The sequence below is a fragment of the Marinobacter sp. RI1 genome (genome assembly GCF_041155085.1).
In the GTDB taxonomy this organism is placed as follows: Bacteria; Pseudomonadota; Gammaproteobacteria; order Pseudomonadales; family Oleiphilaceae; genus Marinobacter; species Marinobacter nauticus.
The window spans coordinates 227,158-243,176 of the sequence record NZ_AP031605.1; the positions used below are offsets into that span (position 1 = coordinate 227,158).

At 58.0% G+C, this 16,019-nt stretch carries 15 protein-coding genes; 6 read left to right on the forward strand and 9 right to left on the reverse strand.

The features are described from left to right. The first annotated feature begins 8 nt into the window (after positions 1-8). The 6 genes from ACAM27_RS01025 to ACAM27_RS01050 all read left to right on the forward strand — a co-directional run bounded on the left by ACAM27_RS01025 (position 9) and on the right by ACAM27_RS01050 (position 5,777). The gene (locus tag ACAM27_RS01025; RefSeq protein ID WP_141066805.1) at positions 9-548 is read left to right on the forward strand and encodes a YqiA/YcfP family alpha/beta fold hydrolase; all 540 of its coding nucleotides are present in this window, start codon (positions 9-11) and stop codon (positions 546-548) included. Between the two features lie 141 nt (positions 549-689). After that, complete coding sequence (gene dctP / locus ACAM27_RS01030) at positions 690-1,718, forward strand: TRAP transporter substrate-binding protein DctP (RefSeq protein ID WP_014420276.1); 1,029 nt, start codon at positions 690-692, stop codon at positions 1,716-1,718. 106 nt (positions 1,719-1,824) lie between these two features. Beyond that, the gene (locus tag ACAM27_RS01035; RefSeq protein WP_011783906.1) at positions 1,825-2,418 is read left to right on the forward strand and encodes a TRAP transporter small permease; all 594 of its coding nucleotides are present in this window, start codon (positions 1,825-1,827) and stop codon (positions 2,416-2,418) included. Between the two features lie 36 nt (positions 2,419-2,454). After that, complete coding sequence (locus ACAM27_RS01040; protein ID WP_369612431.1) at positions 2,455-3,741, forward strand: TRAP transporter large permease; 1,287 nt, start codon at positions 2,455-2,457, stop codon at positions 3,739-3,741. A 30-nt stretch (positions 3,742-3,771) separates the two neighbouring features. Next, entirely contained in the window at positions 3,772-4,215 is a 444-nt protein-coding gene (locus tag ACAM27_RS01045) for a universal stress protein (protein ID WP_011783904.1), read from the forward strand. 149 nt (positions 4,216-4,364) lie between these two features. Beyond that, positions 4,365-5,777 (forward strand): sodium:alanine symporter family protein, encoded by a 1,413-nt coding sequence (locus ACAM27_RS01050; RefSeq protein WP_011783903.1) that lies wholly within the window; start codon positions 4,365-4,367, stop codon positions 5,775-5,777. Positions 5,778-5,779: 2 nt separating this feature from the next. On the opposite strand, the gene ACAM27_RS01055 is transcribed toward ACAM27_RS01050, so the two are convergent. The 9 genes from ACAM27_RS01055 to potA form a co-directional block, all read right to left on the reverse strand. Beyond that, entirely contained in the window at positions 5,780-8,017 is a 2,238-nt protein-coding gene (locus tag ACAM27_RS01055; protein WP_036149967.1) for a diguanylate cyclase, read from the reverse strand. 65 nt (positions 8,018-8,082) lie between these two features. Continuing rightward, positions 8,083-8,931, reverse strand: a complete 849-nt coding sequence (locus tag ACAM27_RS01060) for an ABC transporter permease (protein ID WP_011783901.1) — start codon at positions 8,929-8,931, stop codon at positions 8,083-8,085. Between the two features lie 4 nt (positions 8,932-8,935). Next, positions 8,936-9,796 carry an ABC transporter permease gene (locus ACAM27_RS01065; RefSeq protein ID WP_011783900.1) on the reverse strand — a complete coding sequence of 287 codons (861 nt, stop codon included), beginning with the start codon at positions 9,794-9,796 and terminating at the stop codon, positions 8,936-8,938. Next, positions 9,793-10,887, reverse strand: coding sequence for an ABC transporter ATP-binding protein (locus ACAM27_RS01070; protein WP_011783899.1), 1,095 nt, complete (start codon positions 10,885-10,887; stop codon positions 9,793-9,795). Before ACAM27_RS01070 ends, ACAM27_RS01065 begins: the two co-directional genes overlap by 4 nt. A gap of 5 nt (positions 10,888-10,892) precedes the next feature. After that, positions 10,893-11,966: an extracellular solute-binding protein gene (locus ACAM27_RS01075; RefSeq protein ID WP_011783898.1), complete on the reverse strand. Its 1,074-nt coding sequence runs from the start codon at positions 11,964-11,966 to the stop codon at positions 10,893-10,895. A 151-nt stretch (positions 11,967-12,117) separates the two neighbouring features. Next, positions 12,118-13,158 carry an extracellular solute-binding protein gene (locus ACAM27_RS01080; protein WP_011783897.1) on the reverse strand — a complete coding sequence of 347 codons (1,041 nt, stop codon included), beginning with the start codon at positions 13,156-13,158 and terminating at the stop codon, positions 12,118-12,120. Continuing rightward, complete coding sequence (gene potC, locus ACAM27_RS01085; RefSeq protein ID WP_011783896.1) at positions 13,155-13,925, reverse strand: spermidine/putrescine ABC transporter permease PotC; 771 nt, start codon at positions 13,923-13,925, stop codon at positions 13,155-13,157. The genes ACAM27_RS01080 and potC overlap by 4 nt, the downstream gene beginning before the upstream one ends. Continuing rightward, complete coding sequence (gene potB, locus ACAM27_RS01090) at positions 13,922-14,779, reverse strand: spermidine/putrescine ABC transporter permease PotB (protein WP_011783895.1); 858 nt, start codon at positions 14,777-14,779, stop codon at positions 13,922-13,924. Before potB ends, potC begins: the two co-directional genes overlap by 4 nt. After that, positions 14,772-15,893 carry a spermidine/putrescine ABC transporter ATP-binding protein PotA gene (potA, locus tag ACAM27_RS01095; protein ID WP_011783894.1) on the reverse strand — a complete coding sequence of 374 codons (1,122 nt, stop codon included), beginning with the start codon at positions 15,891-15,893 and terminating at the stop codon, positions 14,772-14,774. The genes potB and potA overlap by 8 nt, the downstream gene beginning before the upstream one ends. Between the last annotated feature and the right edge of the window lie 126 nt (positions 15,894-16,019).

Sequence of the window (16,019 nt, forward strand, 5' to 3'; positions counted from 1 at the left end):
ACCTGATCATGGCTCAACCGGCATTCCATGTTTTTCTCTCCCACGGTCTGGAAAGTGGCCCCGGCAGTACCAAGATCCAGGCCCTGAAAACGGTGGCTGAAACGTTTTCAGGCGTTTATGCCGAGGCGGTGGATCATCGCAGCACTAAAGACCCTGCCGAACGCCTGGAGCAGATGCGCCACGCCATGGCAGCTGCCGGTGCAAGGCCCGAACAGACCATCCTGGCAGGCTCGAGCATGGGCGGCTGGGTCTGCGCCCGGACCAGCGAACAGGCTCCGGTCAGGGGCTGCTTTATGCTGGCACCGGCACTGGCGCTACCGGATTATCCGGAGTCCAACCCGGTGATTGGCGCCCACCACGCTCGCATTATCCACGGCTGGAACGACGATGTGGTACCGGTAATGCCGGTTCTGGAGCTGGCCCGGAGGCAGCAGATTGAAGCCCTGGTCCTACCCGACGGACATCGGCTGGAAAACAGTGTCCAGCGGGTGGCAGAGGAGTTCAGAAGGTTCCTGTTCCTGTGTGTTGAAAACCCGAATCCATCCTGAATTCATGCACTTGCAATTTGGCTTAATCGGCTATTTGCGTGCAGCTTATTTCCCCCGTTTCCTTGCGAAAACCGCTTTGATTTGCCAGTCTTTAATAATGTAACAATGGATTAACGTAAAATAACGAGCGGAGACAACCCGATGAGCAGCACAAGTAAATTCAGGAAACTGGCTGGTATTTCAGCGCTGGCATTTGCCGGCCTGACCGCGGCAAATGCCGTGAATGCCGCCAACTGGCGCTACGCCCATGAAGAATACGAAGGCGACGTTCAGGACGTATTCGCGTACAAGTTCAAGGAATACATTGAAGAGAATTCCGACCACACCCTGCAGATTTACCGGTTCGGTGAGCTGGGTGAGTCTGACGACATCATGGAACAAACCCAGGCCGGTATCCTGAACTTTGTAAACCAGTCTCCTGGCTTTACCGGCTCTCTGATCCCGGAAGCGCAGATCTTCTTTATCCCGTACCTCATGCCCACCGACATGGATACCGTGATCGAGTTCTTCCGCGAGAGCGAGGCCATCAATGAGGACTTCCCGGAGCTGTATTCTGAAAAAGGTCTTGAGCTGCTGAAGATGTACCCGGAAGGGGAAATGGTAGTGACCGTTGATGAGCCGGTGACCTCTCCGGAAGACTTCAACAACAAGAAGATCCGGGTAATGACCAACCCGCTTCTGTCCGAGACCTACTCTGCGTTTGGTGCTACCCCAACCCCGCTGCCATGGGGTGAAGTATACGGTGCGTTGCAGACCAACATGATCCAGGGTCAGGAGAACCCGATTTTCTGGATTGAGTCAGGTGGTCTGTATGAGGTTTCCCCGAACCTGGTATTCACCGGCCACGGCTGGTTCACCACCGCCATGATGGCGAACCAGAACTTCTACGAAGGCCTGTCTGATGAGGACAAGAAGCTGGTTCAGGATGCCGCTGATTACGCCTTCGAGGAAATCATCGTGCACATTGATGGTCTGGCGGACGAGGCCCTGGAAAAGATCCAGTCCAACAGCGACGAAGTTACCGTGACCCGTCTGACTGACGAACAGATTGAAGCCTTCAAGGCCCGCGCGCCACAGGTGGAAGAGAAGTTCATCGAAATGACCGGTGAGCGTGGTAAAGAGCTGCTGGAGCAGTTCAAGGAAGATCTGAAAGAAGTTCAGAACGACTGAACCTCGCCAAACGGTTGCCCCCGCTCCGGCGGGTGGCAACCCAGCTTTAACCCCGCCCCGCCGGGGATTCTTCCCGCCGGGAGCGACATGTTCTGGAGCAGAATCCATGTCCGAGAATTCCCCGGAGATCGAAGACGATACCGGTCACTATGAGTCCGGCTTGCCTGGCTTTCTGGGCACGATTGACGTCTGGATTTCAAAAATCGAAGCCGTCATGCTCGCCGCTGGCGTGATTCTGATGGCGGTAAACACCTGCGCCAATGTTATTGCCCGTTTCGTGTTCAGCGAGGGCCTGTTTTTCTCCGGTGAAATCAACCGGATTCTGATCATTCTGATTACCTTTGCGGGCATTGGCTACGCCGCCCGGCACGGCCGCCATATCCGCATGTCCGCCATGTACGATGCCTTCCCGACCAAGGGCCGCAAGGTACTGATGATCATCATCGCCCTGTTTACCTCCGTGGTCATGTTTTTCCTGTGCTATCACTCCTTCGAGTATATCCAGACCCTGTACAGCCGGGGTCGGATTTTGCCAGCGCTTGGTTTTGAGATTTGGTGGATTTACATCTGGGCCCCTGTCGGTTTCGCCATTACCGGCATCCAGTACCTGCTGACCGCCATCAAGAACTTCACCACCAAAGACGTGTACCTGTCGACGGGTGTGGTGGATGGCTACGCCGATACCGAAACCGAAGTCTGAAGCAGCGTGAACCCATAGGTTAAGGAAAGACACACCATGGCAACTATTATGATGATCGTCATGATCGGGCTGCTGCTTCTGGGCTTCCCGATGATGATTCCGCTAACCACTGCTGCCGTCATCGGCTTCGTTATGATGTTCGATGGCTTCGGGCAGATGGGCACATTCATCCAGCAGATGATGGGTGGCATCCGGCCAGCGTCGTTGATTGCGGTACCCATGTTCATTCTGGCGGCCGATATCATGACCCGGGGCCAGTCTGCAGACCGCCTGATCAATATGGTCATGGCCTTTATCGGCCACATCAAAGGTGGCCTGGCCATCAGTACCGCCACCTCGTGCACCCTGTTCGGGGCCGTGTCTGGCTCAACCCAGGCCACCGTGGTTGCCGTAGGCTCACCGCTGCGCCCGAAAATGCTAAAGGCCGGCTACTCCGATCCGTTCACTCTGGCTCTGATTATCAACGCCAGTGACATCGCCTTCCTGATCCCTCCCAGCATCGGCATGATCATCTACGGGGTCATCTCGGAAACCTCCATTGCCGAACTGTTCATTGCGGGTATCGGCCCGGGCATCCTGATTTTGTTCATGTTCTCGATCTACTGCCTGATCTACGCCTACAAGAACAATGTTCCGACGGAAGCCAAAGCCAGTTGGAAAGAACGGGCGATGTCAGTCAGGGATGCCTCCTGGCCCCTGATGTTCCCGGTGATCATTGTCGGTGGTATCTACGGCGGTATTTTCAGCCCCACCGAAGCAGCGGCAGTCTGCGTGCTCTACGCCTTCCTGCTGGAGTTTGTGGTCTTCCGGTCGCTGAAACTGAACGACATTTACAAGATTGCCAAATCCACCGGGCTGATCACGGCTGTGGTGTTCATTCTGGTGGCCGTGGGTAATGGCTTCTCCTGGATCATTTCCTTTGCCCAGATTCCCCAGGCGATCCTGGAAGCGGTTGGCGTCAACGAGGCCGGGCCTGTGGGCGTGCTGATTGCCATCTGTGTGGCCTTCTTCATCGCCTGTATGTTCGTCGATCCCATCGTGGTTATCCTGGTGCTGACACCGATCTTTGCGCCCGCTATTCAGGCCACCGGGCTGGATCCGGTGCTTGTCGGTGTGCTGATTACCCTGCAGGTGGCCATCGGTTCTGCCACGCCACCCTTTGGCTGCGACATCTTCACCGCCATTGCCATCTTCAAACGGCCCTACATGGAAGTTATCCGGGGTACGCCTCCGTTCATATTCATGCTGGTGGCGGCTGCCGGCCTGATCATCGCCTTCCCGGATATTGCCCTGTTCCTGCGTGACATCGCGTTCAGGGACTAGATCCACAGCCACTGATCAAAGGAGAACAACATGTTTAAACGGATTCTGGCCGCTGTGGATGGTTCCAAAACCTCACTCAAGGCACTGGATAAAGCCATTGAACTGCAGAAACTGATCCCGGACGCCGAGATCTACATCCTCTGTGTGTACAAGCATCACAGCCTGTTTGAGGCGTCGTTGTCTATCGGAAGGCCCGACGACATGGACATCCCGGACAAGGTGCTGTCTGAGTATGCCAAAGGCGTAGTGAACCACGCCAAGGAGCTGGCCAAGGAGCATGGCGCCACCAAGGTACGCGGTTTCGTCAAAGCCGGCCGGCCCTCGAAGGTGATTGTGAAATTTGCCCAGGACAAGGAGGCCGACCTGATTGTAGTGGGCACCAAGGGCACCAACAGCGACAAGGACGGCACCTTTCTGGGCAGCGTCTCGCACCGGGTTGCCTCCCAGGCCAAGTGCCCGGTGCTGGTGGTCTGAACCGGCGAAACCCTCCCCGCAGTACCGCCGGACAGCATATTCCTTGCTGTCCGGCAATCACGGATTTCCGCAGTCTGCTTGATTTTTCACCGTGCTAGACTGCCTCGCCTCGGATTACTTCTCATTCACAAATCACAAGGCGTCTAGCCATGACTGCAATTGTTGATTTTCTCAACTCGATCCTCTGGGGCTATGTCCTCGTCTATGGCCTGCTTGCCGTAGGTGTCTTCTTTACCATCCGTCTGGGCTTCCTTCAGTTCGTCAATTTCGGCGAAATGGTCCGCGCCATCCGTGGCTCCCGGGAAAGCGATGTACACGGGATTTCTCCGTTCCAGGCCCTGTGTACCAGCCTGGCCTCCAGGGTGGGTACCGGTAACCTTGCCGGGGTTGCGGTTGCCCTGTACCTGGGCGGTGCCGGTGCCATTTTCTGGATGTGGATGGTAGCCCTCGTCGGTATGGCCACCGGTTATGCGGAAAGCACTCTGGCCCAGCTGTACAAGGTTCGCGACGGCAAGGGCCAGTACCGGGGAGGCCCGGCGGTTTACATTGCCAAAGGCCTGAAAGCGCCCTGGGCTGCGGCCATTTTCGCGGTCTGCCTGATTATCTCCTTCGGCTTGGTTTTCAACGCCGTACAGGCCAACTCCATTGCCGATGCCATGCAGGGCGCCTTTGGTGTGCCCAAGCTCGGTGTTGGCGTGGTCATCGCGGCTTTTGCCGGCATTGTTATCTTTGGCGGTCTGCGCAAGATCGTTCGCTTCGCTGAGTTTGTCGTGCCGTTCATGGCCGGCGCCTACGTACTCCTGGCGCTGGGCGTGATGGCCATGAACATTACCGAAGTTCCGGGCATTCTGGCGCTGATCGTAAAAAGTGCCTTTGGCCTGGAAGAAGCCGCCGGCGGCGCGGCAGGCTCCATTACCGCTGCCATGCTGAATGGCATCAAACGCGGCCTGTTCTCCAACGAAGCCGGTATGGGCTCGGCACCCAACATTGCCGCGACCGCAACCCCGGCTCCGCACCATCCCTCTTCACAGGGTCTGGTTCAGGCATTCGGTGTCTTTATCGATACCATCATTGTCTGTACGGCGACGGCCGTGATGATCCTGTTGGCAGGCGTTCTGGAGCCGGGTTCCGGTGTGACCGGCACCCAGTTGACCCAACAGGCCATGGAAGTACACCTGGGTGAGTTCGGGGGCTACTTTATCGCCATCGCGATTCTGTTCTTCGCCTTCACATCCATTGTCGCCAACTACACCTACGCCGAGAACGCTTTGATCTACCTGCGCGGCGGCAACACTCTGGGCTTGACCCTGTTGCGGCTCGCTGCGCTGGGCATGGTGATCTGGGGTGGCTACGAAGCAGTGGTCACGGTATTCAATGCGGCGGACGCATCCATGGGGCTGATGGCCACCATCAACCTGATTGCTATCGTTCTGTTGTCCGGCACGGTTGTGAAACTGACCAAAGACTACCTGGCTCAGCGCAAGGAAGGCCTGGTGCCGCACTTCAAGTCCAAGGACTATCCTGAGCTGCACGAAAAGATCGACAGCAATATCTGGCATTGATGTCAGAGCGAGGCCGCAACTACTCGGTTGCGGCCCGTTTCCTTGGCCTGGTACAGAGCCTGGTCGGCGGCCCGGAACAGCTCGTCGAACTCCGGACAATTCTCCCGCCAGCAAGCAATGCCTGCTGAAATGGTCAGGCTCCCCAGGTTTTCACCCCGATGTTCCACTGGCTCGGCTGAGATGGCCGCCCGCAGTTGCTCGGCCCTTTGCCGGGCCTCATCAAGGGACGCCCCGGGCATCAGCACCGAAAACTCCTCACCACCATAACGGCAAACGGTATCACTGCCGCGAAAACAGGTAGCGAGCACGTCACCGACCATTCTCAGCGCCTGATCACCGGCCTCGTGGCCATGACAGTCGTTGAAAAGTTTGAAGTGATCAATATCGAAAATCAGCAGGCATAGCGGCCGATCAGAACGAGCCGAGACTTCCCGCTCATGGCGAAAGAGCTCATCAAAGTAGCGACGATTTTTCAGTCCGGTCAGGCTGTCCTCATAGGAGAATCGTTGCAATTCAGCCCTCAAGGCCAGCCCAGACAGGGTAATGCCAATTTTCTCAACCGACTGGTATACCCAGGAAATCACCCTTGCGATGCCATAGTCTTTCACCACTGGCGGCAGGTCCGGGCGCTCCAGCATCAACACCCCTTCAGGCCGATTGCCGGAGCGGGCAGACTCTATCCGCAGGAAAAAGCACATCTGAGCCGGTAAATCGTAACTGCGTACCGGGAGTACGGTTTCGGTCAGGACGGACAGGTTCGCCCCCAGTGACGCCGGGAACACATCCTCCGGGGTACCGCCCCAGTGAACCACTCGGTCGTACTGCCCATCGATGCCTCTTCGATAGAAACAACCGGTCATGGGCAGGTAGAGCTCCGGCATGGCTCTTAACAGGGGCTCGAACGCTTCCTCAATGCCGGCGCAATCCTGCAGAGCCGCAATCACATCCGCCAGTTTCTGGCTTTTCTTGCTTTCCAGTGCCAACAAGCGGGCCCTGGCGACTTCTCTTTCTGCCAGCGACTCAGCGCGGGCGGTGCGCTCCCGAACCTTCTGTTCCAGCCGGACGTTCAGTTGCTGGAGCTCTTTCTGGGTCTTGCCGTAGTGCCAGACCGAAATACTGACCACCGCCAGCGAGAAACCCAGCGCTCCCCAGCTCACCGGCACCCGGCCCCAGGGCAGGAACCCGTGAGCAACGGCCATATCAACAATCAGCAGCACCGCCAGCCCACCACAAGCCACCACCAGCACCTGCTGCTCCCCGAACAGCACACGAAAGCGTGGCAACACAGCGCCAGCCATCACCACCAGCGAGACCAGAAGCAACACATCAAACACCGGGAAGGTCGAAGAAAGGTCGACCGCGCCGACCAACGCCAGGGCCAGGGCGCTCACCGCCAATCCAAGATGAATCCACACCAGCCAGCTGATCAGCACCGGACGTGCAGCGCCTAGCCATTGCCGCAACAACAAGGCCAACGCCATAGGAATCAGGTAGTAAGAGCCGGCCGCGAGGTAGTCCCACAACAAAGGTTTGTAAGCAATCAACAAGCTCGCCTGGCTCTCAGCCAACAGCATCACCGAGGTCAGGAATGAAAACAGAGCAATGCTGGCGAAACTGCGCTGGCCCCTTTGGATTACGGCGAACACCAGAGCCAGAAAAGCTATCAGAGCCGACAATGCCGAGACTACCAGTTCCTCAGCAGCTCCCCCGAGGAGGTATACCGTCAGATCGGCATGATCGGTAATCCCGACCTCCCCCCATAACCCTATGTCGGTGTAATTCGAGAATATCCGGAAATAGAGCGTCTCTCCCTGATAATCCTCGGGTAGCCGTATTTCATGCCAGGGCCATCCCTCAAAACGGCCCCTTCCCTCTTGGTCAAAGGTGCCATATTGATAGAGCAATTCACCCCGAAACCAGGCCTGCACAATGATGTCGACGCTATAAACATAAAGGACAGGCTGGTACCAGCTACCTTCCGGCAATTGCACCCTGAACCAGGCATGCTCACGACCATCGCGGCCAGGAGGGTTCGATGGAAAACCAATGTCGTGCCAGTGTTGTGGAGAGTCTTCAAGGATCCACAATGGCGTGCCATCAGTCAAAAACGGGGAATCACCCCAGCGATACTGCCATCCCTCATCCACCGGCTGGATAGCGGCAAATCCAGGCTGGGACAGACAGACCCCGAGGGCGATGATCACCAGCAGAAATCTGATGCGACAAGTGGACGCGTGCAAAGCAGAACCCGCTTTCAGGAGTGATCGTTCCAGTATAAACCGTAAACGCCAGATACAGAACTTTCTCAACTTTTTTGTCGGAGGGTAAACAGCGCAAGCAACGCAGACACCAGCATCAGAAACAGCGCCACCGCGTTCAACACCGGCGTTGAGCCTTCCCGCAGACGATTGAACAGGGCCACGGTGAGCGGGGTATCACTACCGGTGAGCATGACCGTGGTATTGAAGTTCTCGAAGGACATCAAAAACGCCATCGCCGCGGCCCCGAGGATGGAGGGAAGCAGCCACGGCAGAGTAACCGTGAACCACGCCACAAGCGGCGTGGCCCCCAGATTCAGGGCGGCCTCTTCCAGCTGTCGGTCAAATTTGCGCAGCCGGGCGGCAATCACCAGAGTAGCCAGAGTGGTAATGAAGGTAACCTGCCCCATCACCACCAGTGTCAGCCCCGGCCGGAACAGGTCCAGCTCGATACCCCACAAGCGGGAGACATCGTTGGCCATGCCACTGTAGAACACCAGAATGGATACCCCGAGAATCACGCCCGGAATCACCAGCGGCAGCAGCATCAACAGGTACAGCAGCTCCTTGCCGCGAAACTCCACCCGCTCGAACAATACTGCATTCACGCAGCCAAGCCCCACACTGACCAGCGTCACCCAGAACGCAATTTTGGTACTGACCCAGAGCGCACTGAGCAATCCGTCGTCGTGAAACAGCCCGGTACGCCCGTCGGTGCCGTCGGCCAGATACCAGTCCAGGGTAAAACCCTGCCACGGTAATGACGGGAACGGCGAGTCGTTGAATGCGAACACGGCCGTCACCAGCAAAGGCAACGCAAGATACAGGAAAAAGGCCAACAGATAGCTCAGGTAAAGGGCATCAAACAACCGGGACCGAGGTACAGAACGGATCATGACATCACCCCATAACCTTGCGCAGGGATTGCCCGGTCAGCTTCAGGCCCAGCCAGACCAGCAGCGACGACAATACCAGTAGCAAGACCCCCAAAGCCGCCCCCTGCTCCCAGTTAAACCGGGTGATGAACTGGGTGAAAATCTGCTGAGTAAACCAGGCACTGTCTTTGCCCCCCATCAGAATCGGCGTGAGGTAACTGCCCAGGGTGAGCATGAACACCACAATACAGCCGGAGACAATGCCCGGCATGGCCCAGGGAATCACTACCTCCCGCAGCACGGTACCGTGGCCGCCACCCAGATCGTAGCCGGCCTCGACCAGGTTCTCGTCCATGCCGTCGAGCGTGGTCACCAGCGGCACCACCATAAACAGCAGGCCGTTGTAGACCAGGCCGATGATCACCGCGACATCGTTGTAGAGCATCTCCACCGGGCCATCCACCCAGCCCAGCGCCTGCAGCCAGGAACTGAACAGGCCGCTCTCCCGCAACAGGATCATCCAGCCGTAGGTACGCACCAACTCGCTGGCCCAGAACGGGATCAGGCAAGCCAGGAACAGAATACCCTTGCTCCTCCCACGGGCCAGGCGGGCAATGTACCAGGCAATGGGAAAGGCAATCAGCAGGGTGAGGAAGGTGGTGAACAGGGACATGAGCCCGGTACGCACGAAGGTACGCCAGTAGTAGGATTCACTGAAGAAATTCTGGTACTGCTCCAGCCCCCAGGCCAGGGTATCCCAGCTTTCCCGTACCTGGAACGACACCCGCAACATCTGTAGATGGGGCACCAGCACCAATAGCACTATCCAGAGCAGGAAAGGCGCCAATAACAGCCACAGCGAGAAACGGCTAACCGAGCTATTCACTGGTGCGCAGCTCCAAATACCCGGGCCAGGTCCGGATCCCACGACAGCTCAAGGTGGCCGTCCTGCGTCAGCGCCGGCGCCGAGCCGTCCTGGGGGAGTCGTGCAAATAGTGCCTGGCCATTGCTTTCGACTTCAACCCGGCTGTTGGCGCCATCAAACAGCGTGGTCCGGACTCGGGTCTGCAGTGAGGAGGAACCCGCGACCGCAGCCGTTTGCGAAAACGACAATGATTCCGGCCGAATGTACAATTCTGCCTGGGCACCAGGTGCCAGGCCCGCCGATGCAGACCGACCGCGTACCACCGCACCATCGCTCAGACGAACAGCCGCCACATCATCGGCCACGGACACCACCGTCCCCGCCAGGCGATTGTTGTCGCCGACAAACCCCGCGACAAACGGCGTTGCCGGATGCCGGTAAAGCTCCTCCGGCGGCGCCACCTGCTCGAAGCGGCCATTTTTCATCACCGCCACCTGATCCGACATCACCATGGCTTCGGACTGGTCATGGGTGATGTACACAAAGGTGGTGCCAAATTGCTTTTGCAGGTGTTTGAGCTCGACCTTCATCTGCTCCCGAAGTTTCAGATCCAGGGCACCGAGAGGCTCATCCAGCAACAACAAGGTGGGTTCGAGCACCAGGCAGCGGGCCAGGGCCACGCGCTGGCGCTGGCCACCCGACAATTCCTGGGGATTGCGATTCTCCAGTTCCGGCAGCCCCACCTGTTCCAGCACCCGTGCAATCCGCTTGCGGCGCTCGGCCGCGGGCACCTTCTTGCGTTTCAGGCCATAGCCAATGTTGTCACCGACGGACATGGTGGGGAACAGCGCCAGGTGCTGGAACACCATGTTCACCGGGCGCTTGTTAGGCGGCACCTCATTCATGCGCTGGCCGCGAATGAAGATATCTCCTTCATCCGGCTTGTCGAAGCCTGCCAGCAGCCGCAGCAGGGTGGTCTTGCCACACCCCGACGGCCCCAGAATGGAAAAAAAGGTGCCCGCAGGAACATCCAGCGACACATGGTCCACCGCCGCGTTATTACCAAAGCGGCGGACCAGTCCGCTGCAGGACAGGTCAGACTCTGTTGCCATAAGGATCAGTTCGCCGCCTGGACGCGATCCAGCACCTGCCCTTCCATGGCTTCCAGCCCCGGTGGTACCGGCGGATACCATTTGATGTTGTTGATGGCTTCTTCATCGAAGCTCAGGCGATAGGCGTCCCGCAGCTCAGCGTTCACAAACTCATCGGCCCCTTTGGAGGCCGTGAAGTTGCCGGAGGCATTGGTGATTTTGGCCGCAATTTCCGGCTGCATCACAAAGTTGATCCACTTGTAGGCGGCCTCTTCGTTCTCGCTGCGGCGCGGGATAGCAAAGGTATCAATCCAGCCCAGGGCTCCGGATTCCGGCGCCACAAAGCGGATGTCCGGGTTCTCCGCATTCAGCTTCCAGCCGCCGGCATCCCAGGCCATGGCAGCGGTCACTTCTCCGGTACGAAGCAGCGACAGCAGTTGGTCGCCACCGGTCCAGTAGGTTTTCACGTTGTCTTTGCAGTCGATCAGTTTGTCTTCCACTTTCGCCAGGATGGACTGGTACTCGTCCCGGTCTTCATAGGCCGCAAATGGATCCATGCCCATGGCGAAGGCAAAGCCGATCAGCGTCGGCCGCTTCAGGCGGTAACTCACTTTGCCAGCCACTGCCGGGTCACACAGGTCGGTGTAATCGGTAACGGTGTCCGCGACGGAACTGTGCACAATCAGGCCACTGGTACCCCAGACCGAGGGCACACCGTAAGATTGACCATCCAGAGCCGTCGACTCCTGAGCCGCCTTCACCATCGACGCCTGCAACTGGCCGGTATTGATGCGGCTGTAATCAATGGGCTTGTAGATGTTGAACTGGCGCTGTACACCCACGATGCGATCCTGGCTCGGCTGGGCCAGATCAAAACCGGCGCCACCGGTGGCCCGAAGCTTGGAGATCATGTCCTCGTTGTTGGACAAGGTGATCTTTACATCAATTCCGGTTTCTTCCTCGAACTGGGCGACCACCTCATCCGGGGCGTAGCCACCCCAGGTAATCAGGCGAAGTTCTTCCGCCAGCAGGTTGCCGGAAGCTGTGGTTGCGGCCAGCAGGGTGGCCAGTGCTGATATCCGTGTCTTGCGCAGTGCCATGGTCGTTCATTCCCCTGAAACGGTGTTATGCGAACTCGCTAAGGTTTTGTTATCAGGAAGTTATAGACCATGTATTTCAGTTTTGTGAAACCTGGACAATAAAAAACGGAGGCCGAAGCCTCCGTTTTTCAGGTTCATGATGCTCTTCCGGTTACTGACCGGACTTCAACATTTCCCAGTATTTGGCATACACCTGCAGCGCCTCGTCGCCAATGTCGGTCTGGAACTCGGCATTGATCATGTCGGTGGCGTTGGGGTAGCTGGCCCGGTCGTTCGCAACGGCGTCATCCAGCAGATCCCGGGCCGCCAGGTTGGGCGTGGCGTAGCCGATCTCTTCGCTGATCAGGGCCGAGATTTCCGGCTGCAGCACAAAGCTGATGAACTGGTGAGCGGCTTCCGGGTTCTTGGCGTTCTTGGGAATCACGAAGCTGTCCAGCCAGGCGATGATGCCTTCTTCCGGATACACGTATTCCAGGGAATCCAGAGTATCGCGGCCCATGACGGCTTCGCCGTTCCAGATCATACCCACGTCGGTTTCACCTTCCAGGTACGGCATGCGAGGGGCATCCGAGTTAAAGGTACGCACCGACGGCATCAGCTCGGTCAGCTTCTCGTAGGCTTCCTCGATTTCCTGAGGGTCAGTACTGTTACCGGAATAACCCAGTACCCGCAGGCCCACATGGAAGACTTCACGCATGTCGTTGGTCAGCATGACCCGGCCTTCGAAACGCTCATCCCACAGATCGGCCCAGGCGGTAACCTCGCCTTCCACATCCGCGGTATCCACGGCCAGGCCGGTGGTGCCCCACAGGTAGGGCACGCTGTACTGGTTTTCCGGATCGATATCCAGGTTCACCAGTTCCGGATCCAGGTTGTCGAAACCTTCAATCTTGCTGCGATCGATGGGCATTAGCAGGTCTTCCTGCCGCATCTTGCTCACGTAGTAGGTGGAGGGCACGGCCAGGTCGTAGGCGGCGCTCTCATCCAGCAGTTTCAGCCGGGCATACATGGCTTCGTTGCTGTCGTAGGTGGTGTAGACCACCTGGATACCGGTTTCCTCAGTAAAGCGATCCAGAACTTCCTGGGGCATGTACTCAGACCAGTTGTACAGGTTCAGAACCTTGGGCTCCTCAGAACCACTGCAGCCAGTCAGGCCCACCGCCAGCAGGCCGGCCAGTGCCAGTTTCTTCATCGTTTGCTCCTTAACAGTATCCATTGAGACAAGATCAACATGACCAGTGAGAATACCAGTAGCAGGGTGCCAAGGGCATTCACTTCGGGCTTCAGGCCCACCCGCACCATCGAATAGATGCGCAATGGCAGAATTTCATAACTCGGGCCACTGACAAACGTACTGACCACCACGTCGTCCAGTGACAGTGTAAACCCCAGCAGCCAGCCCGCCAGCAGGGCCGGCATGATCACCGGAATCAGTACCGTGCGGGTCATGGTGAAATCGTTGGCGCCCAGATCCCGGGCCGCCTCCGGCAGGCGTTCGTCAAACCCGCTGAGCCGGGCCATCACGGTGATGACCACAAACGGCAGGCAGAAGGTAACGTGGGCCAGCAACAGGGATACATACCCCAGCTGCAGCCCCACCAGCAGAAACAGCGCCAGCAGCGAAATCGCCAGGACAATTTCCGGCGACATCATCACCACAAACAGCATGCCATTGAGTACTTTCTTGCCCCGGAACCGGTATCGGTGCAGTGCCAGTGCGGTGAGCGCGCCGATCAACGTCGACACAGTGGCCGCGGAGAGCGCCAGCCAGAGGGAATTCCACATGGCCTGCACCATGGCCCGGTTGTTCAACAGGGCTTCGTACCAGCGCAGGCTCAGGCCACCCCATTCGTAACCGGTGCGGGAATCGTTGAAGGAGAACACCACGAGTACCACGATAGGCACGTACAGCAGCAGATACACCAGCGTCAGGTAGGTGCGGGGCAGCCAGCGATTCATACACCGTCCTCCCCGATCCGCCGTTTACTCAGGCGGTGGGCGAACATCAGGAACGCCATGGCCAGGGTCAGCAGGATGCTGGCAGCGGCACCAAAGGGCCAGTTGCGGGCATCCAGAAACTGGTTCTTGATGACGTTACCCACCAGCAGGTTGCGGGAACCGCCCAGAATATCAGGCACAAAGAACAACCCCATGGCCGGCAACAGCACCAGCATGATGCCCGCCAGCACCCCCGGCAGGGTCAGCGGCACGATCACATGGATAAACGTGGACAGGCGCCCCGCGCCCAGATCGTGCGACGCCCTCAGGTAGTCTTCCCGCAGGTCTTCAAACACGGAGTAGAGCGGCAGGATCATGAACGGCAACAACAGATACACCAGCCCGATAATCACCGCCCCCTCGGTATACAGCAGTTGCATGGGCTCATCGATCACACCAAGCGACATCAAACCATTGTTGAGCAGGCCGTTGGTGGCCAGGATCAACTTCAGGGCGTAGGTTCGAACCAGGGAATTGGTCCAGAACGGCACGATAAGCAGGAAGATCAGCAGCACCTGATTGCGTTTGCCGACCTTGGACAACGCCCACGCAAACGGGTAGCCGATCAACAGACACACCAGCGTCGTCATGGCTGCCATGTACAGGGAGTGCAGGAACACTTCCAGGTACAGCGGATCGAGCAGTTGCCGATAGGCATCCAGGGTCAGCGGCAGCGAAATAAAGGAGCCCGGGTCCCGGGTCATTACACTGGCACCGACCACCAACAGGTTGGGGGTCAGCACCAGAAACAGCAACCAGCCCCAGACCAGCACCAGCACCGCCGCACGGAACGGCTGCTGTGTCAGGCTACGCATCGGTGCCTTCTTCCTCTGGCAGAGCTTCCGGCTCAGTGGGTAACAGCCATTCCCAGCCATCAACCCAGCTCACTTTGACCGGCTCGCCAAGGCGATAGTCGAAGGTAGGGTCGTCTTCGTCGAAGAATTCCGACGCCAGCACCTCGGTGCCATCCTCAAGATGAATCACCGAATCCAGGGTACTGCCCTTGTAGTTACGTTCAACGATCTTGCCAGCCACACCATCCTCATCGTCCGGCGCCAGTACACGGATATCCTCGGGGCGCAACAGCACATGCAGGGACTGGCCACCGGAGACCGGGAAATCCGGCTTGCGGAAGGTACGCTTCAGGCCGAACACATCCACGGTGATAGTGTCGTCGCCGTTGGCTTTGTCCACCCGGCCCGGGAAGAAGTTAGTTTCACCGACAAAACGGGCGGTAAACAGGTTAGCCGGGCGCTCGTAGACTTCCCGCGGCGTCCCCAGTTGCTGGATCAGGCCGTCTTTCAACACCACCACCCGGTCGGACATGGACAGGGCTTCTTCCTGATCATGGGTGACAAACACAAAGGTGATACCCAGCTCCCGCTGCAGGCGTTTGAGCTCAACCTGCATGGTGCGGCGCAATTTGTAATCCAGCGCCGACAACGGCTCATCCAGCAACAGTACCTTCGGGCGCTTGACCACCGCACGGGCAATGGCCACCCGTTGCTGCTGGCCGCCGGACAACTGATGCGGCTTGCGCCGGGCGAAGTCCTCGAGCTGGACCATGGCCAGGGCATCCTCGACCCGCTCCCGGATTTCCTGCTTCGGCCGCTTTTCCATTTTCAGGCCATAGGCCACGTTGTCGAAGACCGACATATGAGGAAACAGCGCGTAGTTCTGGAATACCGTGTTCAGCGGGCGGTGCTCCGGCGGGGTGTGAGTCAGGTCCTGATCGCCCAGCGCGATGGTGCCGTCATCCGGATGCTCGAAACCCGCCATCATCCGCAACAAGGTGGTCTTGCCGCAACCGGAGGGCCCCAGGAGGGTAATGAACTCGCCGTCAAAAATGTCCAGATCCAGTGAATCCAGCACTTTTTTGCCGTCGAACTGTTTGGTGAGATTGCTCAGAGATAGCAGTGTCTGTTTCATCGGCCCTGCCCAAAGTTTGAGCGGCGTATTTTTCCAGAAACAGACGCAAACAAAAAGGGGCGTGCGGATATTCCCTGACCACGCCCCTCCTGTTTTCCAGCCCTGTCAGGCCCGATTGTCACGCAG